18 protein-coding genes and 1 tRNA gene are annotated in these 20994 nt (G+C 44.9%); 1 reads left to right on the top strand and 18 read right to left on the bottom strand.

Features of this window, described 5'->3' with window-relative positions; genetic code table 11:
* The 11 genes from H6759_04245 to H6759_04295 form a co-directional block, all read right to left on the bottom strand.
* A complete protein-coding gene (locus H6759_04245) occupies positions 1-858 on the bottom strand; it encodes a C39 family peptidase (GenBank protein USN52215.1) in 858 nt (285 codons plus the stop codon).
* 20 nt (positions 859-878) lie between these two features.
* The gene (locus H6759_04250; GenBank protein USN52216.1) at positions 879-2651 is read right to left on the bottom strand and encodes an ABC transporter ATP-binding protein; all 1773 of its coding nucleotides are present in this window, start codon (positions 2649-2651) and stop codon (positions 879-881) included.
* Between the two features lie 47 nt (positions 2652-2698).
* The gene (locus tag H6759_04255; GenBank protein USN53041.1) at positions 2699-3136 is read right to left on the bottom strand and encodes a peptidylprolyl isomerase; all 438 of its coding nucleotides are present in this window, start codon (positions 3134-3136) and stop codon (positions 2699-2701) included.
* 300 nt (positions 3137-3436) lie between these two features.
* A complete protein-coding gene (locus tag H6759_04260; GenBank protein ID USN52217.1) occupies positions 3437-4417 on the bottom strand; it encodes a hypothetical protein in 981 nt (326 codons plus the stop codon).
* 23 nt (positions 4418-4440) lie between these two features.
* Positions 4441-5484, bottom strand: a complete 1044-nt coding sequence (locus H6759_04265; GenBank protein ID USN53042.1) for an ATP-binding domain-containing protein — start codon at positions 5482-5484, stop codon at positions 4441-4443.
* Between the two features lie 11 nt (positions 5485-5495).
* A complete protein-coding gene (locus tag H6759_04270; GenBank protein USN52218.1) occupies positions 5496-6623 on the bottom strand; it encodes an ATP-dependent helicase in 1128 nt (375 codons plus the stop codon).
* Positions 6624-6644: 21 nt separating this feature from the next.
* On the bottom strand, positions 6645-7481 hold the full coding sequence (mltG, locus tag H6759_04275) for an endolytic transglycosylase MltG (GenBank protein ID USN52219.1): 837 nt from the start codon (positions 7479-7481) through the stop codon (positions 6645-6647).
* An 8-nt stretch (positions 7482-7489) separates the two neighbouring features.
* Positions 7490-7936, bottom strand: a complete 447-nt coding sequence (locus H6759_04280) for a phosphatase PAP2 family protein (protein USN52220.1) — start codon at positions 7934-7936, stop codon at positions 7490-7492.
* Positions 7937-8032: 96 nt separating this feature from the next.
* Complete coding sequence (locus tag H6759_04285) at positions 8033-8683, bottom strand: endonuclease III (GenBank protein USN52221.1); 651 nt, start codon at positions 8681-8683, stop codon at positions 8033-8035.
* 65 nt (positions 8684-8748) lie between these two features.
* Entirely contained in the window at positions 8749-9921 is a 1173-nt protein-coding gene (locus tag H6759_04290) for an MFS transporter (protein ID USN52222.1), read from the bottom strand.
* A 33-nt stretch (positions 9922-9954) separates the two neighbouring features.
* Entirely contained in the window at positions 9955-11526 is a 1572-nt protein-coding gene (locus H6759_04295) for a 2,3-bisphosphoglycerate-independent phosphoglycerate mutase (GenBank protein ID USN53043.1), read from the bottom strand.
* Positions 11527-11674: 148 nt separating this feature from the next.
* Here H6759_04295 and H6759_04300 point away from each other — a divergent pair, with 148 nt between their 5' ends.
* Entirely contained in the window at positions 11675-12556 is an 882-nt protein-coding gene (locus H6759_04300) for a hypothetical protein (protein USN52223.1), read from the top strand.
* Positions 12557-12644: 88 nt separating this feature from the next.
* Here H6759_04300 and H6759_04305 read toward each other — a convergent pair whose 3' ends face one another.
* The 7 genes from H6759_04305 to H6759_04335 all read right to left on the bottom strand — a co-directional run bounded on the left by H6759_04305 (position 12645) and on the right by H6759_04335 (position 20982).
* Positions 12645-14699 (bottom strand): FecR domain-containing protein, encoded by a 2055-nt coding sequence (locus H6759_04305; protein USN52224.1) that lies wholly within the window; start codon positions 14697-14699, stop codon positions 12645-12647.
* Between the two features lie 210 nt (positions 14700-14909).
* Positions 14910-16124 (bottom strand): YibE/F family protein, encoded by a 1215-nt coding sequence (locus H6759_04310; protein ID USN52225.1) that lies wholly within the window; start codon positions 16122-16124, stop codon positions 14910-14912.
* A gap of 21 nt (positions 16125-16145) precedes the next feature.
* Positions 16146-17597 (bottom strand): TM0106 family RecB-like putative nuclease, encoded by a 1452-nt coding sequence (locus tag H6759_04315; GenBank protein USN52226.1) that lies wholly within the window; start codon positions 17595-17597, stop codon positions 16146-16148.
* 90 nt (positions 17598-17687) lie between these two features.
* The gene (gene rpmG / locus H6759_04320) at positions 17688-17840 is read right to left on the bottom strand and encodes a 50S ribosomal protein L33 (protein ID USN52227.1); all 153 of its coding nucleotides are present in this window, start codon (positions 17838-17840) and stop codon (positions 17688-17690) included.
* 75 nt (positions 17841-17915) lie between these two features.
* Positions 17916-17992, bottom strand: a tRNA-Thr gene (locus H6759_04325).
* A gap of 66 nt (positions 17993-18058) precedes the next feature.
* Positions 18059-18568 (bottom strand): hypothetical protein, encoded by a 510-nt coding sequence (locus H6759_04330; protein USN52228.1) that lies wholly within the window; start codon positions 18566-18568, stop codon positions 18059-18061.
* Positions 18569-18609: 41 nt separating this feature from the next.
* Positions 18610-20982, bottom strand: coding sequence for a diguanylate cyclase (locus H6759_04335; protein ID USN52229.1), 2373 nt, complete (start codon positions 20980-20982; stop codon positions 18610-18612).
* Between the last annotated feature and the right edge of the window lie 12 nt (positions 20983-20994).

Genomic DNA, 20994 nt, shown 5'->3' on the forward strand with positions numbered 1-20994 from the left:
CTATGGTACCACGATGAGACCTACTCGCGCACCATTCGCGGCATCACCCGTCCAATCATGGATGGCATTAAGCAATTGCTCTTTGCCATAAATATAATCTTTACCATTACGCGTGCCTGGATCATTGGTAATCCATCGACCGTCTGCCAAATACCCCTTAATGAGAAGCATATGATAAATCGGACCACCGTTTTTAAAGTTTGGATTCTTTAGAAGCTTTCCATCTGCTGGTACTAGCACAGGATGCCCAGCGGCGAGTTCACGCTTGATGTCATCAGCACTCGTAATAGGAAAAATACGTGTCTCTTTTACGTCAAAAAAATCTTTCGCAAGCTCTGCAGTCTGTTTTGCGCTCGTATGAAAGTAATCACCAAATAACTCATTTTGACGTGCAACGAGTGCTTTAATGAGCTTGTCGGCTTCTGTAGCCGTAGGGGCTTTTTTGCCCGCATTCACCGCCATAATGAGAGAGGCTTCTTCACACGCTTCTTCGTAGGGTAATACCCAATTTTGGAAAGGTGCTTGAAGGACAAAAGGCACACTTAAATTGAGCTCTTTTGGAAACTCGCCCGACGAAGTTACAGCAGGAGTAACAGAAACAGGATCGTTTTTACTCGGCTCTATTGGCTTTGCCTGAGGCTTGGTCGTTGTTGCTTTGGTTGTTGTCGCAACAGGTACATCCCCTGGTTGAATGATGGTTTGCTCAGCCGGTAAAACAGGTTTTTGTACATCGCTATACCAATCACGAATCGCTACACGCTCCGACCAAAGAAAGATCACCATTATTATGGCGGTGATAATAAGCAGTGCTATGGCAATGAGCTGCTTGCGCATTGATTGAGCTTTTGATTGTTTCATATTGATGAGCGTAGCAGAGCTTAGTAAATGGTGCCACTTTGGCGATCCCATAAATCCTTGTAGATACCTTTGCGAGCGAGTAATTCTTCATGACTTCCTTGGTCTACGATACGCCCTCCCTCTACAACAAGAATCGCATCCGCTTTACGTATCGTAGATAAACGATGCGCAATAATGATAGACGTACGATTTTTCATCACCGCTTCGAGCGCTTTTTGGACTTCGTGTTCTGAATCAGAATCGAGACTTGAGGTCGCTTCATCCAAAAGAAGAATTGGCGCATCTTTCAAAATCGCGCGCGCAATCGCTACGCGTTGACGTTCTCCTCCAGATATTTTGGCGCCACGCTCACCGACAACCGTATCATAACCTTTCTCTAATTTTGATACAAAATCATGACATTGTGCCTGTTTTGCTGCTTTTATAACCTCTTCTATCTTAGCCTTAGGTTTAGCATAGCGAATATTATCCATGATACTACGATGAAAAAGTGCTGGATCTTGTGGAACGTAGGCGATCGATTTACGCAGACTCTCTAATGTCACATCGCGAAGATCTTGGCCGTCGATCTTGATAGAACCAGACGTTGGATCGTACATCCGCAATAGCAATTTAATGATCGTGGATTTACCGGCTCCTGAATGACCAACGAGTGCGTAGGATTTACCAGCTTCGAGATGGATGGAAGTTTTTCTGAGTGCGTTACTACCGGATTTGTAGGAAAAGGAGACATCTTCAAAATCGATAGAACCTTCTTTTACTTTGATGGTTTTTGCGTCAGTTTTATCAGTGACTTTTGACTCTTCTTTCATCATTCCAAGGGTTTGAGAGAGGCTAGAAAGCCCACGATTAACACGACCAATACTTGCAGTAAAACCCCATGCTTCGCTTAACATCTGAAAGATCTGAGCGTGAACAAACATCAAATCTCCAGGAGTGAGTCTACCGTCTCTCCATCCAAAAAACATGAGTACCGTAACCAAGATATATAGGATAATACCAAGCAAACTTGCCGTCGAGGAGATTTGAGTATATCCCCGTGTTTCATTGAGCGCACTCGTTAATAAATTTTTTGCCGCCTTATCATAACCATCAATCTCACGTTTTGCGCTACCAAATAACGTCACAGTCTGCACATTGGTAAACGTATCGGTGACAGCCCCAGACAGAAGCTGATCAGCAGTCTCACGTTTATCTGAATATATTTTACGCGCACGTTCATACAACTTAATCTGGACAACGCTAAAGAGCACAACCCAAATAGCTATCACTAGGGCAAAAGATGATCCTACCGACCAAACTGCCACCAATCCAAGAAGAAGACTAAAAACGAATGGAAGGATATTCCAAATGATTTGAGAGTTAATATTTGCAAATAAACCGCCGAGTCCATTTACCGATCGAGATAACGTCCCTGTAAAACGATTTTCATAGAATGAAGCATCCTTACTTACCAAAATCTCCATTGCCTCTTTTTCGGCAAGGTACTTTGTTCTATCCTCTGTTCTTTCTCCTGCATAATCGCGAATCCGGTTTCCGACATGAAAACCAATATAGATAAACCCACAACTAATAAACCAAAATATCATTCCCTGCTCATCACCAATGACTGCAGCATCAATAGCGAGCTTAAAGGCATACATAACACCAATTAAGCCAGCACGAGACATAAATACACCGATCATCACGAAAAACCACCCCAAAGGATATTTATTAAAAAGCATCCAAATATAAGCAAGTGATTCTCGGTTACTCACTGAATCAGTAATAATCTCATTTTTTAATGTTGACATCGTCGCTATTCTACCACAAAAATCTCCGCCTAAGCGGAGATTTTTTTTTATTCAACGGTGACTTCAATCATCTTCACTTCTTGATACGGACGATCAGAGCCGCTGCGATCTACACCAGAGATCTTGTCTGCGATATCTTGCCCTTCAATCACCTTACCAAAGATGGAGTAATCAGGAGGAAGTGGGTAATCCGCTACCATGATAAAGAATTGTGAACCATTGGTATTGCGTCCTGCATTTGCCATAGCAATGAAACCTTTCTTATACACAGGTTCACTCGTTGGATCATTATCAAATTTATAACCAGGACCACCCATACCTGTGCCTGTTGGGTCACCACCTTGAATCATGAAACCAGGGATAACGCGATGAAAAATAGTGCCATTATAGAAACCTTCTTTTGCGAGATAGACAAAGTTGGATGCCGCACGTGGACCCATGTCGACATCGGTTTGAACAACGATATCGCCAAGATTTGTTTTAATACGAACTTTTTGTTTGCTTCTTCTTTTGAGAGAATACCAGGAAATGCGTAAGTCATAGGTTTTGTAGGAGCTGTGGATGAAGTTGATGACGTTGTGACGGCTTCTGGGGTTTCGCTGTTTGCGCCAGAAGTTGCGTATGTATCAACAGGAGTATTTGTTGGTGGGTTTTGACCGTATTGAAGATTGAGAGCGTTTTCGGGAGCGCCAGTAGATTTGTTACAGCCAGCACCCATAAGAGTGAGGATGGCTGCGGTGGTGATAAGAGGTGCGGATCGTTTCATAGACACATACGATACAAAGCTAACGCTCCCAAGGCAATACTTCGTCTACGGTATAGGTGAATTGCTCACTTTTTAATAGAAGCGAAGGATCATCCCAGCCTGTTGGTGGTCGAGCGAGATCACATCTATCAAGGTCAACGAGCGTAGCGAGGTCACGACCAGCTTGATCAATGGCACGAACAGCTCTTGGTTTTGATTCGTGAGGATACCAATCTAGCTCAATCGCTACGGATTCTAATTGCTGAGATTTAAGCAATTCTCTTGCGATCGCTCGTGCATACCACTGTCCTAGATTTGTCGGATGTGACAATTCTCGACCACATCCTTGCAAGACATTTGGCATGCGCGCATACGAATAAGCTCGATGATTACGCGAGGCACCTACTCGTCTCATGAGACTGTGCACCCCTTGCTGACATAAGACTTCAACGTCTAACACTTTTTGGGAAGAGATATTTGATAAGAGCGCTGCGAATCTCACACGCACTTCATCTGCAGTGACACCGTCAGAATGGATCACGTTTGCCTGTACACGTCGCTTGTCTTTTTCGTCTGTTACGGCGATGGCGTAATCCGAGGTGAGCCAATACCAGTCAGGATCTTGTTGTCTTTTTTGCTCAAGCGCTCGTACACACGCAATAGCAAATCCTTGTGTATCGGGTAGAAGTAACTCTGATGCCGACGAGGCGGCACTCATTGCCGTCCATGGCTCAGCTCCGCCAAAGGCTCGGGGCTCCGGCATCGGCTCTAATGTAATAAAAGGTTCGGCTTGAAGCGTAGGGTCGATCTTGCCTAGCTCTCGACGAATAATAGAAGAGACATCAAAATCGGCTGTTGATGATACGTTTCCGGTGACAAACAGGGCTCCATGACCACCTGTGACGTGGATATCCAAAAGCGCGCCGCTATCGCGTCGCAAGTATTCTTCAGCAATGGCAGCCGCTATCGCGTCACAAACTGCATCCGAATCTCCAGGTCCGCTCACCCGTGCCCAGGCCATATGGCCCGACCTTAGCGTAGACGTCAAAGATCCTCAATAGAGCGTAAGAATGATTTACTAGGGGTCTTTTCGGGGCTAGAATCCTTTTTCTTCCAGAGCGTTGTGGTCGCTTGTGACTCTTTTGAAGGTTTGGCTCTCCAAGAAGGACGCTTTTCGCCAAAACCATCAAGTTGAATAACGTCATCTTCTGCAAAACCATCCCCTTCATCATAAGAGTCTGTAAATGCTGTTGAAGAACGCGGGCCAGCAGCAAATCGTCCTTCTCGTAATTCGCGTTTATCAAATAAGCGAGAGGAGACCTCTTCTAGAAATGTAGACGGCTGACAAAACGAGAGCGCGTCATAACCCATGGTCATTGGATACGTGAGATACAACATGCGACGTGCGCGTGTTACTGCAACGTAAAACAATCGACGTTCTTCTTCGATACCTTCTTCTGACGAAAGTGCTCTTGCACTCGGAAATGACTGATCCGTTAGATGGATAATAAAGACCGTATCCCACTCGAGTCCTTTTGCTTGATGGATAGTAGAAAGAATCATACGCTCCTCATTTGGACGTTGTGCCTGCTCGCGTGTGGCGACAACTTCGTCATACAGAGCAATGTCAGCCAAAAAGGCGTCTAATGTTTCATAGCTCTCCGCAAAAGAAGCGAGTTGTTCAAGATCTTCTAAGCGTTCGCGGTAATTTGGATATTCTCGTTCTAGATAGTCCTGATAGGTTGAGCTAGTGACTGTTCGGATAAGTACTGAAGGCAATAATACTTGTGACTGTACTTCTTTTAGTATCGTTACTAATTCATCAAATCCAGATTTGCCACGAGAAGGGACGCGAATGGGTGCGCCTGGTAGCAGTGCGTCGGTTACCGTATCAAATGTTTTCAGTTGTTGGACGAGTGTTGCTGCGGTTGTCGCTCCGATCCCGACTTGTAACCCTAAAATACGTAACCAAGCGACTTCGTCTTTAGGATTATTTATGACGCGTAAAAAGCAAAGCACGTCTTTGATGTGTGCACGCTCAAAAAACTTTTGCCCGCCTCGATATTCGTACGGGATATCGCGACGTATGAGTTCAAATTCTAATGTCTGTGAGTGTGCACTCGAGCGAAGAGTACGGCGATATTCGCGAGATCTGTCCCCTGCTTACGTTGTTTTAGGATTTCGTCAGCTATATGCTTTGCTTCTTGATTGGCGGATGAACACGAAACGAGTACAGGCTTTGCGCCGTGGTCTTTGAGGGCGGTGAGGTCTTTTTGAAACTGATCAATATTGTGTTCAAGCGAGGCATTCGCGAGATCTAAAATCTCAGGTGTAGAACGATAATTTGTGAGCAATTTAAAGGTTTTTGCCCCGTTCCAAATCTTTGGAAACGCTAGAATATTTTTTACATCTGCCCCTCGAAACCCGTAAATAGATTGCGCATCGTCACCAACGGCTATCACATTAGCGTGAACTCTCGATATCGCTTTTACAATACGCGCTTGGACGGTATTTGTATCTTGGTACTCATCAACGAGCACATACTTAAACCGCTCACTAAGACGTTCACCATGAATCGGATCCTCTAGAAGACCAGCGACATTGGTGAGTAGGTCATCAAAGTCCATCACATTTGCCTCACGTTTTCGTAAATGATATTGCGCCGCGATTTCTTCTAGCTGTTTTAGGCAATGCAAAAAATGTGGATGCTTCATCTCTACCACCTCAGCAAATGGTTTTTGGGTATTTCGATCATACGAAATAATATCAGACACCACATTTTTTGAAGGAAAGCGCTTATCTTTTGTATCAATATTTGCATCCTTCATGACTGCCTTAATGAGATCTTTTGCGTCATCAGCATCCAAGATAGAAAAGGATCGATTATAACCAAGCACCTCGGCATACATGCGCAAAAATCTTGAACCAATCGAATGAAAGGTTCCACCCCAAATACCACGCGCACGATCACCAAGTACACCTTCGACGCGCTCAATCATTTCGCGAGCGGCTTTGTTGGTAAATGTTAAAAGTAAGATCTCTTCTGGTAATACCCCCTTCTCGATCAAATAAGCAACGCGATACGTTAAGGTACGCGTTTTACCAGAACCTGCACCCGCTAATACAAGACAAGGCCCATCACCATGAAGAACAACGTCTAATTGCTCTTGATTGAGGGCTTTTGCATAATCTATAGGGACCATCCGTGTATTCTGTGACAATGTCATGACAAGACAATATCACAAAGTCTAGATCCCTGCCTTAGCACGGTTTGCCGCGTGCTCTGCCAATGTTTTTGCGTAATACACCTTGCCATTTTTATCCGTTAAAAAATAGAAATAATCCGTTTTTGTGGGATTGAGCACGGCTTTAATGGATGCCTCTCCAGGATTGCCAACAGGACCCGGAGGCAAGCCCGGATGTTTATAGGTATTATAAAGCGAATCAGAAGCAAGATCAGCTGCCGTTGCTTGCGCACGATTTGAGCCATGGAGATACGAGAGCGAAGCATCTGTTTGCAAGGCCATCCCGATACGCAAACGATTTAAAAAGATTCCTGCGACAATGGCACGATCTGTATTCGCCGTAACTTCTGCTTCAACAATCGAAGCAAGAATAACAACATCATCAAGCGTTTTTAATGGTGCGCTTTGCGAGCCAATAACCGTATCACCAAATTTTTGTTCAAATTCAGTGAGTTGTTTATCAAAAAGCGCTTTTGGCATTTGATCCTTCCATACACGGTATGTGTCTGGGTAGAGATAACCCTCTAATGACCGATTAGCCGGCACGCTTTTTAAAAATGAATACTTATCACGCCATGATGCAGCCATTGGTAAACGGTCTACAGATGCGCCAATCAATGCTTTTGAATCGATTGCAGAAATATCACTCTTTTCTTCTACGTAAGTTGCGATTTCATCGACGGTCCAGCCTTCGATGAGTCGCAAAGTGATTTCTTCGCGTTTATTTTGTAATGCTGCAAGACGTGCACGCTCTGCGGCTTGTTGTTTTTGGTCATAGGCATAGTAGCCCGAACCGATAATTACCAGGACAACAAAAAAGAAAAACCATTTGCGTATCATAGGAGTTGTTATTTTTTGGCAAAATGCGAATGTTTATGAAAATACTTTTGTGTGACGCTATGTAAAACAAGAGCCGTTGCCATACCAATCATAGCGCCCACGATAATATCACTGGGGTAGTGTACGCCAACAGCCACTCTACCGATCGCAATCAAGAAAGCTATTGTAAATACGGCTGGTGTTAGCTTGCGTTGTACATAAGATAATGATGCTGCAAGCGCAAAAGCGAATGTCGCATGACCTGACGGCATACTATATAGCGTTAATGGAGTGTCGATAAATGGTATGACCAGACTAGGAAAAGCAATAAATGGCCTTACTCGCATAAACCAATGACCAACAACGTACGTTATTCCAAAGGCTATCAGTGCGGATACTATTGCTTCATAGTATCCCTCTTTTTGCTCACGGCTTTTCTCTAACGAAAAAAAAGACCGTAAAACCGATAAATACATACATGAGCCATTGCGCACAAAAAGCAGCGATAGAGCGCCCGCCAGGCAAGACCGTAACAAATGATTGGAGAGCAATCACGATCTGTAAATCACTTATCATGACCTCAGTGTACTTGAGGGTGGGGTCTTTGTCTTCTGTGGATAGGGGCAATAGTCCCTCACAGGACATTCATAGCATTTTGGCTTACTCGGCTTACAATATTCGCGTCCAAAAGGTACAAATGCGCGATTGATAGCGATCCAAAACTCTTCTGGCACACTTTGACGCAATTCTTTTTCTACAGCGAGTGCATCTTTGCCTTTTGCCCAACCTAAGCGCTTTGCTATACGAAAGACATGCGTGTCTACAGCAATTGCTGGGATATTATACGCGTAAGCCAATACACAGCTCGCAGTTTTACGACCAACACCCGGCAATGTGACGAGTTCTTCCATCGTTTTTGGGACATGTCCACCGTAGCGCTCAAGCAGAATACGAGAAAGCTCTTTTATGGCTTTTGCCTTTTGACGATAGAGTCCGATAGTTGAAAGTTTTTTTTCGATTTGGCTTAATGGAGCATTTGCAAAATCTGTTAATGTCGGAAATGCTTTACGTAATGTTGGATAGATTTTTACTACCTGAACATCCGTTGTTCGTGCTGATAATAAGGTTGCAATCAGCGTGTCTTCTGCATTACCAAAATCAATCATCGCTGGATCTGTATAACGCGACCTTAAACGTTTTAATACTTCTTTATACTGACGCATAGCTAAATCATGGCGTGTAAACATTACTTCGTCCAATAAAAAACCCCGTGCACAAGACACGAGGCTCACCATAGCGATCGTCTTGATCGATAGCGAAGATAAAAGAATACCGAACTCACACAGAGAACGAAACCTGCGGGCATCCAAGTAACACTCATTGCATCATAGGAGTTAACGCATTGCATCATCGCTATACTCATACCACCAAGAACAAGCATAGTACCGACCTGGCTCGTAAGAGATATCCACGATGCGGCCGTAACACGAACTTCTTTTGGTGCTGTTATTTGAACGAGATGATCACGTGCTATCTGAAAGAAGGCTCGTGCCATCTGCATCACCATAAGCAATCCTACCCAAATCGTATCAGGCGTACGTACCGCTTGCATAAGACTGAGCCCAACAATAGCCAAGGCAATGACCATAGCAAGCGGGGCCTGGTCGCTCGGCAACAATCTATAAGCAACCGAACCAATCATTAACCCGAGCTGCATTGCGAACCATACCCAGTAACCATCAAGGTCCCAAGATGATTCACGTAAAACCGGTGACCAAAGATTGGTGATGACCGATAGAAGTGAGAAGACCAAGGATAACCATCCGAGCCAGCGCAGGAGTGGATATCGTAAAGCAACCTTGCTTCCTTCGTGAAATACCGTCTTCCATCCTCTTCGCTCTCGATGTTTCGGCGTGTCATTGCTCCAAAAAACTGTTACGCAAAGAGCGACAGTCGATAGAATTCCAGACAGAAAAAAACAATTGAGAGACCATTGCGTTTTAACGGCAGAAGCAAGCATTGGAGCTAAGATCGCTCCGCATTGTGATGCTAGTGCAGAATCAGCGAAGGCACGCCTCACGATTGTTGGATGCGTATCAATAGACAATTGGCTAACCATCCAGGCTTGTCTCGCCCCACTTTGGAGTGCAAAACTTAAAGCTGTTACTGGAACGGCAATGAAGACGTAGTATCGGCTACTTGCTAAGCCATAGAAACAAATACCGCAGCAATAGATCGTCTGGCTCAATTGCACAGCTCGTTTACACCCATAGATGTCTGCAAAAATACCCGACGGCACTTCGATAAAGGCAATCAAGATACTATAGCCGAGACCAAGGAGCGCCACTTCAGAAAGACTGAAACCAATCTCCAGCAAAAATGGCACGTATTCAACAACAATAGCAGCGATGGCTAATGAGGTGATAAACGAAAAAAGAACGAATAACCGAATTGCCTGCATTCATCCTCCTAGTGAATGAGCTCCAACACCCTACTATACGAGCGGTTGACCTGTCATGTCAGGCGGTTGATCGATACCAAGTAATTTTAAAACAGTAGGCGCAATATCTGCCAACATCCCAACAGGTGGATTTAAGGAAAGATCCCCACCAATCACATCTCCACTTGGCGCTTTTAGCCCTTCTAATGATTTTGCCACAATAAGACAAGGCACAGGGTTTGTAGAATGCTCTTTATCCATATCTCCCGTAATGAGATTTTTGACCTCTTCTGCATTGCCATGATCTGCTGTGATAATCATCGCTCCGTTTACTGCTAATACTGCGTCGGCAATCATACCGATCGCTTTATCAACGGCTTCACAGGCTTTTACCGTCGCTTCTAGATTACCCGTATGCCCTACCATATCTGGGTTTGCGAAATTGAGTACGATAAAATCAAAGTTACCTGCAGCCAATTCTTTTACAACACGTTCCGCGATAACAAAAGCGGACATTTCTGGAACCTCGTCATAGCTTGATACACGTGGCGATGGAACAATAACTCGCTCTTCGCCTGCAAAGGCGTCTTCTTTCATGCCATTTAAGAAAAACGTAACATGGGCATATTTTTCTGTTTCGGCAATATGTAATTGTTTCATCCCGGCATCAGCGATGACCTTTGCTAAACATGTCTCAATAAGTTGTGGTGGAAAGGCAACTTCTAGTGGCAGACCTTTTTCGTACTCTGTCATCGACACAAAGGTAAGTTGCTTCAGGTAGGTTCGTTCAAAGCCAGTAAATGCCGGCAAAACGATCGCTTTTGTTAATTGACGGGCACGATCTGGACGAAAGTTAAAAAAGATCACTGCGTCGCCTTCTTGAATCGTTGCCACCGGTTTCTTTTTTTCTAAAAGCACCGTCGGAACAAATTGCTCATCAAAAATTTCTTTTGCATAGGACGCGTCAATCGCTTCTCGCCAAGTGCTTGCTGTCGGACCTTGACCCTCAACAATAGCCCGATAAGCAAGCTCGATACGCTCCCAGTGATTATCTCGATCCATCGCATAAAAACGCCCAGCAAGTGTCGCAAGCTTACCAACGCCATACGTTTTAAACATCGTATCTAATGTCTCTAAAAAACCTGCAGCAGAATTGTATTGCGTATCACGACCATCTAAAAAAGCATGTACTGCTACTTTGTCTATTTTTTCTCTTTTACAGAAATCTAATAATGCATGCAGATGCTCTTGAGCTGCATGAACACCACCAGCTGACACAAGCCCCATCAGATGCAAAGTACCACCACTCGCCCGAACAGCGGCGGATGCTTTGCGAAAGGCAGGATTCGTAAAAAACTCACCCGACTCAATCGAAAGATTGATACGGGGCAAACTCTGATAAAAAATACGGCCTGCACCAATCGTAATATGGCCCACTTCAGAGTTGCCCATTTCTCCCCAAGAAAGCCCTACAGCACCCCCTGAGCCATGTACGGTCATTGCAGGATAGCTTTCTACCAACCTCCGAAAAACCGGCATATTCGCATCAGTAATAGCATTGCCTTCTGCCGGAGGCGCTATCCCAAAACCGTCTATAATCGCTAAAACTACGGGTTTTATCACCATATCGGCATAGTACTCTATTTTCGTACCACTGTCAGTAATAATGACAATCGACACATTGACAAAAATGTCAAAATATGGGATAATTACCTGTCCTACAAAGCCGTAGGATAAACCACTTTCGGCCAAAAAGGCCTCAAAAGGAGAGAGAATGGACCTTTCAAAAATCGGAAAGCCCAGCACACCCAAGGAAGCTACCTCCAAGACACCTGAACCCGAAAAGGCGAAGGAAGCGGCGGCGGCTCCGCCCGTGGCCAAGGCGCCAAGGATTCGGCGCCCCAAGAATCCTGAGGCTCCGAAGCCTCAGGTAGTGATACCGAGCGTATCGCTACAAGACGACGAGCTCGCCGAGCTCGTGTCGCATGTCGACGCAAACAATGCGACGAATGCAGTCGAAACTGAGAAGCTAGAAGCCGTCGCGGCCCCCGCTGTGACGGCTTCGGTAGCAACCCCGGAACCCGTGACGGCAACAGCCTCCACTCCGGTTCCGACGCCTCCCGTGGTGACCGTCGAACCTCAGGTCGGTGCAGTGAGCACCCCTGAGCAAGTGGCTCGCGCCGAAGCTGAGACTCAGGAGGCCTACGTACCTCAAGTCATCCGTAACAAGATGGCGAACGAGAACGTCTACGTGAGGCGCATCAAGAACTGGTGTGCGGCGCATGTCTGGCACCTGATCATGCTCACGATCGCGATCTTGTGCTTTGTCGGAATTTGGAAGAACTCGTTCGAGTTCTCCCAAAGCCCGGTCGAGGAGCCGTCGCAACTACTAGTAGACAACCCCAGCGAGACTCAAAATGCTGAGCCTTGCGAAGGTCCGTCTTGCGAGACGCCTCCTCAAGCGACGCCCATCGCCGCACCTGATGCGTGCACTTCGAGCCTCAACCTCGAACATGCACCTGCTCGTGCGAGCGCACGGCGCGCGCTCAACTGTGGGCAGGATGTCACCTGCCCAGACGGCTTCAACTTCGCCAATGCCCAACGGCACGACGGCGAAGGGGTGCCCTACTACAACCTTTCCGGTTGCTCGCGGTAACGCTTGAGCAACAAAAACCTCCCGGTACGAATGAGTCATCTGACTTACTCGTACCGGGAGGAATTTTTATACATGATTTTACTTCTCTTTATGGCACATAGGTAAATGGGTAATTATTCCCATTTGGTCTACCTGTATTACTGATAGGATCAGGAGTCACTGTAATCATCATACTCCCCGATTTCGTTACTGCTCCTTCAGTTACGCGGGCGGTAATGGTTGCTGTCGATGTCTCTATAGGACAAAACACACTGACTTTTGCATCACCGACGTAGGCGAGTTTGCTATCGCTAGTAGCATACGATGCTTTTACCGTTACATCCTGTTTTGTGCCATCACCATAGGTACCAATAACTTTAAATGGGATCGTTACCCCACAAGAAACATTTGTTGGACTCGTCGTAACAAGAGCAACTGACACCAATTCGTTTGGATTAATAGCCGTAGCACCATCCGTGACCGATATACTTACGGCCGCTGTACGTGCCCCTTGCGGATCTACAAAGGTACCGTTCAAACTAATAATACCTGTAATCGCTGGCTTAAATACATTTCCTACAAAAACGCCATCACCCGAATACCTTGGAGCAAAACGCACCTGTGACGTAATATCATCAACAGCACCATCTGGACGAATACCGAATGCGCGTACCGTTGTGCGTTCGCTTAGCGTTAACGACGAAGGCGTAGGAACTAATTCTAAGCGCTGATAAATACGCGTTGCAGGCACTGGTTCATTTGTTGTTTCTTTTGGAGGTTTGATGGTGGTTGGCTTGCTGCCTGGAATACCTGGAATATCTTTTGGTTCTTCGATAGTTACCTCATCCTTTTTTTTGTCATCTTCTTTTTTTGGTTTTGATGCTTTTATATCAAACCATCGCTCCAAACGCTTACGTAATGCTGCCAGCTTCTTCTCCAACTCTTTTGCCTTTGGGTCTTTTACTTTTTTGATTGCGCTATCGATGGTATCGATACGCTCAAGTAAGCTCGCGATGGTAATATCTGCGTCACGACGATCATCCGACATGTAGAGTAGCTGGTCGATATCCTCATCAATATCCAACGTTTCACGATACAACTGATCTATATCAAGTTTTGCGAGTGACTTGCGTTGTGTGCGCATTTTTTTCATGAGTGACGCAGACGGTGTTCGCACACCAAAGTCTTTAGGACCGTCTAAGTTTGTGCGATTCATAAAGCTTTGCATCGCATTTAACTCACGAGCCACTTTTTTACCGTTCTTATCAGCTTTATCCATGCGAGCCATCATGGCATTCATTGCAGCATCTGCTTTTGTTGGATCAACGATTGCGAGAGCCACCGAACGCCTTGCATAAGAAGCGGCTAACTCAGATTTTTTCTTTGAACCAGCCGTAGCTAAACGCATTCTTTCGCCAAGATTAATCAAAGCTCTTGGGGCATTTTTTATGCGCTGTGATTGTTTTGTCTCACGCTTAAACATCCATTCTGCATAGCGCTGATCAAAACGAAAATCATTTTGCTGTTGCTCAAGACGCCAAGCATTTTGTTCTGCAGATTCAATTACGTCTGTTTTTCCTCCATCACCAACAAAGGCCGCTTGTAGATCTGCTACCATGGTTTCGTTTTCGTTGTCTCTCGCATACGAAACGACGGATTCATCAACCACGATCATGGTGTCGTCACCCTCTAGTGCAACGCCATAGGTCGTACCACGAACCGTAGCCACGACATCGCCCGCTCTTACTTGCATTGGCTTATCGAGATCTAAAACCTTTACCATACGACTCCAAATACGACCCGCGGTGAGCTTAATTGAAATAGCCGCCGTCTCTTCGCTCTGAAAATCTGGTGCGCTTTCTATCACAATCTCAGAACCATTCTCTAAACGTGTGACGCCTTGGTCTCCCCAAACAACCTCAACCTGAGAATCTTCACCGGCCTTTACTGTGTCGCCCACTTCTAAAACCGTAGAGGTGCCCGTTACCGAAATAGCTTTATCGGCATTACTCTTTTTTAACTCCGCCGTACCTTTTAGTACTTCGATATGCGTCGTAAGCGGTGCAACGGTATCGACCGTTCCGAGCGACCAGGCATAACCTACTACACAAAGTAAAATTGCTAACAAAACAATACAAACAGTAATAATCAAATGCTTTTTCATAATTGCCAAAAGCATAGCACCATGAGGCTTTCTCCGCCATCGCGTTGCTCGGCACCTCTTTCACTTCGTGAAAAAGGGGATTAGGTTAACCGAATGTATTTTTTATCCGTTTATCTCTTTTAGAGATAAACATAAGGAACAATCGATATCCTCCCTTTCACGAAGTGAAAAGGGATACTCTAGCAAAGCGCAGAGGAGGGTAAAGCCTCTTTAATGCTTATGTCCGTGATGGCTCGTGTCACCCTCGGCGGCCATTTCATTCGACATGAACCAAGCCGCAAGAAAGGCAGTAATAGGAACGGTAAAGATAAGACCGATGGTACCAGCGAGTGAGCGCAATACCTCATCAACCACCGAGTCAAAGTTGATAAACTTGAGCCATGATCCACCAAATTGTTTGTAGAGCAGCAATGTAGAAAGCGAAGAACCAACATATGCATAGACAAGCGTATTAGCGAGAGCGCTCATATGATCTTTTCCTACCACCATCCCTGAGGTAAAGAGCTGGGCTTTGGTAGCGCGTGGACTATGTCGCTTTACTTCGCTAATACCAGAAACAATAGACACAGCGACATCTTCAACAACACCAGCAGAAGCGATAATGATACCAGCAAACATCAACCCACGTGGATTGAGCATCGGATTTTTATTAAAGAAGAGTCGATCGTCTTCGGTTGAGAGACCGCTAATATTTGCCCAGTCTGCAAAAAAGAGGGAGATCGCATAAGCAACAAGTGCACCTCCCATGGTACCTACCGAGGTAATCAACGCTTTACGATTCCATCCCGACGTAAGCCCCGTAGAAAGCAAGGTAAATATTCCGGCTAATACAATAGCAACTGGCACCGGATTCATCCCTGCTAAAAAGGCTGGAATGAGTAGGTAACCGATCATCGCAATAGAAAGCGCAATAGAAAGCGCCGTCTTAAAACCCTGCCAACCCGATAACACAACAAGCATTAACACGAATAAAACAACCAACCAAATCATTGCTGTTCGTCGGTCAAATCCTTCAATATAAAGATTCCAATCATCACCTGACCGTTGCATCATGATAACGACCTTGTCTCCTTTTTTTGGCTGTAGAGCGTAAGGATTGCTCGAAAGATCGGAGGAAATATCTCTTAGTTGACCTTTGAGTGGGCCTGATAAAAACGTTACTTGAAAAACGGTTGTTTGCTCACCTCCAACCTCGGTTGGATTAAGTGCCGTACGAACACTTTCAATAGAAGCACGCTCATATTGACCGGCTTGATCCGTAATCGATTGTTCTGAGGTGGCCGCTATAGCCGTTTCTTGTGCTTGAATTTCGGCCGTTGGTGCAACTTCTTGCGTGGTTGTTGCCGTTGTTGTTGTCGACTGCGCAAAAGCAGGCTCAGCAATACATGAGACGACAAGAAAAAAACCCATCAATATCTTCTTCATAAGATCTAAATCATAACACGTTTAAGATTGCCACGGATATGGCGGTTCATAAGTATTCACTTCCATCGCATAACCACGAATCCAATGAAGTAAGTGAGCCGTAGCGCGAACATCAGCACGATTATATTGGATAATCGACTGCAAGATTTGTTCATCGCCTTTTTCTATCCATCGATCATAAGCAAGCACAGACTCTCCACCAGAATGTACCTCGCCGTCCCAAGCAAAACCCAAAAATTTTCCGATTGCCTTTAAGCTATAAAATGGCAGCGGAAAAACAAGATGATTTGAAACAATGTCCTTTAGATCAATCATACTTGCGACAAATTTTAAGAGCCACGGATTTTCTTCGGTATGATAACGACGCGATAAGAGACGTAATCTATGAACCTCATAGGGCGCATAGTGGTAAATCGTATATTCGCTTGGTAGCGTTTCCAGCCAGGCTAAAAATTCCTGCCACATCTTGCCCTCTTCTTCTGGTGATCTTGCAACAAAAGAAAGATACTTTTGTTCAGACGGAATCCAAAAACCATAGAGATAGTCCGTATCTGTTGGAGGGTGACTTTCGATATCAAAATGAATTTCGAGTCCACGTAACTCATCAATAAAGGGCTCGCGAATAAAGACCGAGCTCGTCATCACAGAACGCGCTTGGCGCTGGACTGATTCTAATGCGCGCTGGGTAAGTCCCGGGGCCTGACCTTCAAGTTTTAAAAGATCCATGGTAGCGGCATCATCAACCGTCCTTACACCAAAAGAACGTAATGCTTTTAACTTTCGTACATCAACATTATAAAGAAGCGCGATATCATTGGTGGATTTTGCGAGATGCTCACATGCCGCTCCCCATGGAGAAACGTCCATACAGGATTTGCGATAGACAGGATCAGGGCATTCTCCTGCGCGCATACGCTCGATCTGTTCTACAATGTCATAAAAGTCTGTAAGGCTTGACGATGCCCGAAACGGAATACGCTCACCATCTGCATTTAAAATCGCTGGGTCTGGAGGAAATGCCCCCTGAACACGCTCCAATAAAACGGCATAAAACGTAAGCTGAGCCATATGCTCTTTTTTGAGTTCATGCGCACGTTTTACCTCAACAGGAACATAGTACCAATCACCAAGTTCACTCTTACCGGGACGCTTTTCGAGAATATCTGGTCGGCCTACCCATTCTCCGTCTTTTAAACACGCTTGATAAATAACTGGCGCCCCTTGTTTCATGAGCACAACTGTTTGCGCAAATGCGTCATCAACGTTTTTTGTTTCTATCTCATCAAAGCTCCCGTAGATTTTTGTGACAATATTTTGTTCATGAGCGAGACCGTCCGCTAAACGTTGCTCTTCAGACTCAGAAAGTGGACGACGTAAATTTGGATCACCAAAACGCTCCCAATAGGGCCAATGCGGACACTGATAAAAACGATAGAAATCTTGGCCTGTGAGGTAGTCGTGAGGCTTTATCATGGGTAAAGGCTAGAGGTTTAACGATGTAAATGCAAGTCAACGAAAAACAAAAACAACGCCCGCATAAAGCGGGCGTTGAAAACCATGATCTTATTTGGTTTCTTTGTGTGGCTTATTTGTTTTGCAGTTTTTGCAGAACTTCTTAAGCTCAAGACGCGTTTTCAGCTTCTTGTTTTTGGTTGAGTGATAGTTCACCTTTTTACAATCGGTGCACTCAAGTTTGATCAAATTGTCTTGGGACATATGCTTGTGTTTATTGAAACAGTGATTCTTGCCTGCACCGGGTCCTGTTTTTTCGCTTTAGGCGAAAAACGAGCGTGGAGCCGGCGGTCGGATTCGAACCGACGACCTGCGGTTTACAAAACCGCTGCTCTAACCAGCTGAGCTACGCCGGCAGGTGAAACTATTCCGAACGAGGAGAAGATTAACTGAAACACATCAAATGGTCAAGATAAACCCCCTTACCCACCGAAGATTCCTTTTAAACGTGAAATACCTGTTTGTTTTGGAGCTTTTGGCTTTACCGGCTCCTCACCTTCTAATAAAGTGGAGAGCTCCACCAGCGCAGAAGGACTCTCGGTATTATTAGCTGAAAACATCTCATCTGGACGTACCAATGGTGTCGCCTCACCAGCTTGATCAACCGAACTCTCGACTTGCTGCTCAATTGGTACTAGCTCGATCGGATTATGACCTCCCTCGCCGTCTTCTCCAGACTTACCAATGGTACCGCTTGTGATGCGGTCAATCATCGCAAAATCACCAGCCTTAATCGCTTCTTGTAACGCGTGCTGCATAATCTTATCTTCTAGCTCACCTTTTGCGGCGGCCTCCTGAATACTCTTTGCCTGTGCTGCAAATTCTGGATTCTGATAGGCACTTTCAGGCTTATCAGGATCAATCGTTTCAGGCTTTAACCGTTTTGGTGGCTCTTGCACAGGTGACACCCCTTCAAAATTCATTGCGGACATATGCTGAAATCATAGTTTATCGTATACAACATTGCAATGAACTAAGTAAATTGCTGCTTGATATTTTGTAATTCTTCTAGCTCTTCTTTGTAAAGAGCGATTTCACGATCATGGTTCTTACGATCTTTTTCGTTCATTTCTTGAGCTTGCTGTAGTTTTTCTTCTAAGCTCGAAAGACGGCTTTGAAGCTGCTCGATACGTCGTTCAAGATACTGTGATCGGATATGATTCTCGATACGCCGCTCTATTGCTTGATCACGTTCATTTTTTTGCTCCAAGGCCTTTTCTTGCATTCTCAAGGTAAAATCCAAAAGATCTAAATTTGCCGCTTTATTGATGGCAGCATATTCACTCGGTTGAGCTGCCATGAGTGATTGTGCCCACCCTCTTACCAAAGCCTCTCCTTCTTTTCCTGCTATCGCTTTTTGTGAATAGATCATCATTTGCTCAACGTGAGGATCGTTTTCGCCACGTCCAAGAATGAGAGCGATTAACAATTCATAACGATCCATCGCCTTAGTGATTTCAATTTCTTTATCCGCAAAACGAATCGCATATTCGGCAAGATGATTTACACGTTCTGGCGAACCGGGCTCTCCGTGCAAAGGTAAGCCTAAATCTACTACTTGTGACTCAAGTGATGATGCGCTTTCTGCATAAGAAGTGCCGATATTAAAAGAAATACGCTCAGGGGTATACGCAGGATTTTTCGAAACGGAGCTTGGCACGGAGCCCGCGCTTTCTGCTTTTTGCAAAATGAGATTCTGAAGCTCTTCAGCGATGCCAGAAACAGAGCCTTCTACCGAAACGACAAATTCATCACCAGCATAACGATAGGCCTTGATCTTGGCGTTTGGATATTTTTCTTTGATTTCTGGATCGCGTGTAACTGTATCTAAAATTTCTGCAGCTTTTTTAATTGCCATATCCCCCACCGAAGAACCACCAACCTTATCAAAGTATTTTAAGAATGCCATATCAATAAATAACGTCGACATAGACTCATTGCGTTTGATGGCATCTTCCATATCAGCAAACAAAACGCCACGTAGCTCAAGACCGGTTAACGTATCACGACGAGCAGCCTCTATACGGTAATCCAAATCAACGACCTCTGCTTTCTTGCCCTCTATAACACCTGATTCTTGTTCATAGGCTTTCTGCGCTTCTTCTGCCTGCTGTTGTTTATTTAAAAGGATTTTTAAGCCTTCTGTAGCAAGAGGCGCGACAAACTCCGCTTCATTTTTTTGACGCGGCCCGTATTTTGGCATGGATTCAAAATAACGTTGCTTTATTTTTTGTACCGTTGCTGCTTGCAGATTTGCTTCGCCAGAACGTGCCTCTTCTCCTTTGTGACGCAACAATTTACAACCTTCGTCAATAGCGATTTGTGATTTTTGCTCCCCCCATTGTATTGCCCAAGACTCATCTAACGCACCCATTTGGCTAAAGGTCGCTTTAGCTGCATCAAAATCCGCTGGCTCCTCAGGGTTGTCTGATAGCAGTGTTCCTAAGGCCTTTTTTAAATAGTTATCATAAAAAGCACGCGCCTTTGGCTCATCATCAGAGCGTAAAAGCTCCTCTAAACGATTAAGACGTAACAATGTTTTACGTACGTCATTGTCAGATTTTAAGGTTTCTTTTACCACGTCCACCGCTAAATTTGTTTTATCTTTATTGCTCCATGTTTTAAAATCCTCTATTCCATCTTCATGTCGAAGGCTGTTTAATATTTCGTAAACCTTGCTCATTGACGCATGGTTAGCTGCTAACGTTGGAGCTTCTATCCCTTCATACTTTTCTGACACGGCATCCACCGTAGCAAAATGAGCTGCCAACTCTTGCATCGCAAAAGGTGTGAGAACCTTTCGGACAACAACACTAAATTCATTACCACCCGTTCGATAGATATCATAGTTTGAAGCTAGCTCTTCTGGTGTTAAATCTGGATGCATCCCATGTAGGGTAGCCTCGACTTTAGAAGCAATCTCTTTATAGGTCATGCTCATACCTTCATCACCCAAAGCATGCCCGCCTTCTTTATTAAGACGATCAAGCTCATTCATGCTTATCGTAAGCAGATGTGTTTGCTGTAGCTCTTCGGTTGGCACAAGCATTCCATGATCTTCTTGTATAAAATCATGTTCAAACATCTTTGCAATATCTCCACCAAAACGATCACCCTTCCATGCGCCCGTTGGATCATGTTCTGACTCAAAAAGCTCCAAGTTCATTTGTGCAATATCTAGATCATACTTGGCAATCTCTGTTGAACGATCCGTGAGACTACTCGTGAGCGCGATCTCATAACGAGCCTTCGCTTCTTCAAAAGCAGACTTGAGGACTGCACGTTCATGTGTGCGCTTTACCGTACCGATACGTTCGCGATCAATTTGATCTGGAGAAGGAGGCATACGCGCAGTATA

The organism is Candidatus Nomurabacteria bacterium, from assembly GCA_023898425.1.
Taxonomy (GTDB): Bacteria; Patescibacteriota; Patescibacteriia; order 2-12-FULL-60-25; family 2-12-FULL-60-25; genus HK-STAS-PATE-2.

Bases quoted from the DNA above. Each gene is read 5' to 3' on its own strand.
- H6759_04310 (USN52225.1), bottom strand. From the start codon at position 16,124: ATGAAGAAGATATTGATGGGTTTTTTTCTTGTCGTCTCATGTATTGCT.
- H6759_04300 (USN52223.1), top strand. From the start codon at position 11,675: ATGGACCTTTCAAAAATCGGAAAGCCCAGCACACCCAAGGAAGCTACC.
- H6759_04315 (USN52226.1), bottom strand. From the start codon at position 17,597: ATGATAAAGCCTCACGACTACCTCACAGGCCAAGATTTCTATCGTTTT.
- H6759_04305 (USN52224.1), bottom strand. From the start codon at position 14,699: ATGAAAAAGCATTTGATTATTACTGTTTGTATTGTTTTGTTAGCAATT.
- mltG (USN52219.1), bottom strand. From the start codon at position 7,481: ATGATACGCAAATGGTTTTTCTTTTTTGTTGTCCTGGTAATTATCGGT.
- H6759_04245 (USN52215.1), bottom strand. From the start codon at position 858: ATGAAACAATCAAAAGCTCAATCAATGCGCAAGCAGCTCATTGCCATA.
- H6759_04335 (USN52229.1), bottom strand. From the start codon at position 20,982: ATGCCTCCTTCTCCAGATCAAATTGATCGCGAACGTATCGGTACGGTA.
- rpmG (USN52227.1), bottom strand. From the start codon at position 17,840: ATGTCCCAAGACAATTTGATCAAACTTGAGTGCACCGATTGTAAAAAG.
- H6759_04330 (USN52228.1), bottom strand. From the start codon at position 18,568: ATGTCCGCAATGAATTTTGAAGGGGTGTCACCTGTGCAAGAGCCACCA.
- H6759_04285 (USN52221.1), bottom strand. From the start codon at position 8,683: ATGCGTCAGTATAAAGAAGTATTAAAACGTTTAAGGTCGCGTTATACA.
- H6759_04270 (USN52218.1), bottom strand. From the start codon at position 6,623: ATGACATTGTCACAGAATACACGGATGGTCCCTATAGATTATGCAAAA.
- H6759_04295 (USN53043.1), bottom strand. From the start codon at position 11,526: ATGGTGATAAAACCCGTAGTTTTAGCGATTATAGACGGTTTTGGGATA.
- H6759_04260 (USN52217.1), bottom strand. From the start codon at position 4,417: ATGGCCTGGGCACGGGTGAGCGGACCTGGAGATTCGGATGCAGTTTGT.
- H6759_04290 (USN52222.1), bottom strand. From the start codon at position 9,921: ATGCAGGCAATTCGGTTATTCGTTCTTTTTTCGTTTATCACCTCATTA.
- H6759_04250 (USN52216.1), bottom strand. From the start codon at position 2,651: ATGTCAACATTAAAAAATGAGATTATTACTGATTCAGTGAGTAACCGA.
- H6759_04280 (USN52220.1), bottom strand. From the start codon at position 7,936: ATGTATTTATCGGTTTTACGGTCTTTTTTTTCGTTAGAGAAAAGCCGT.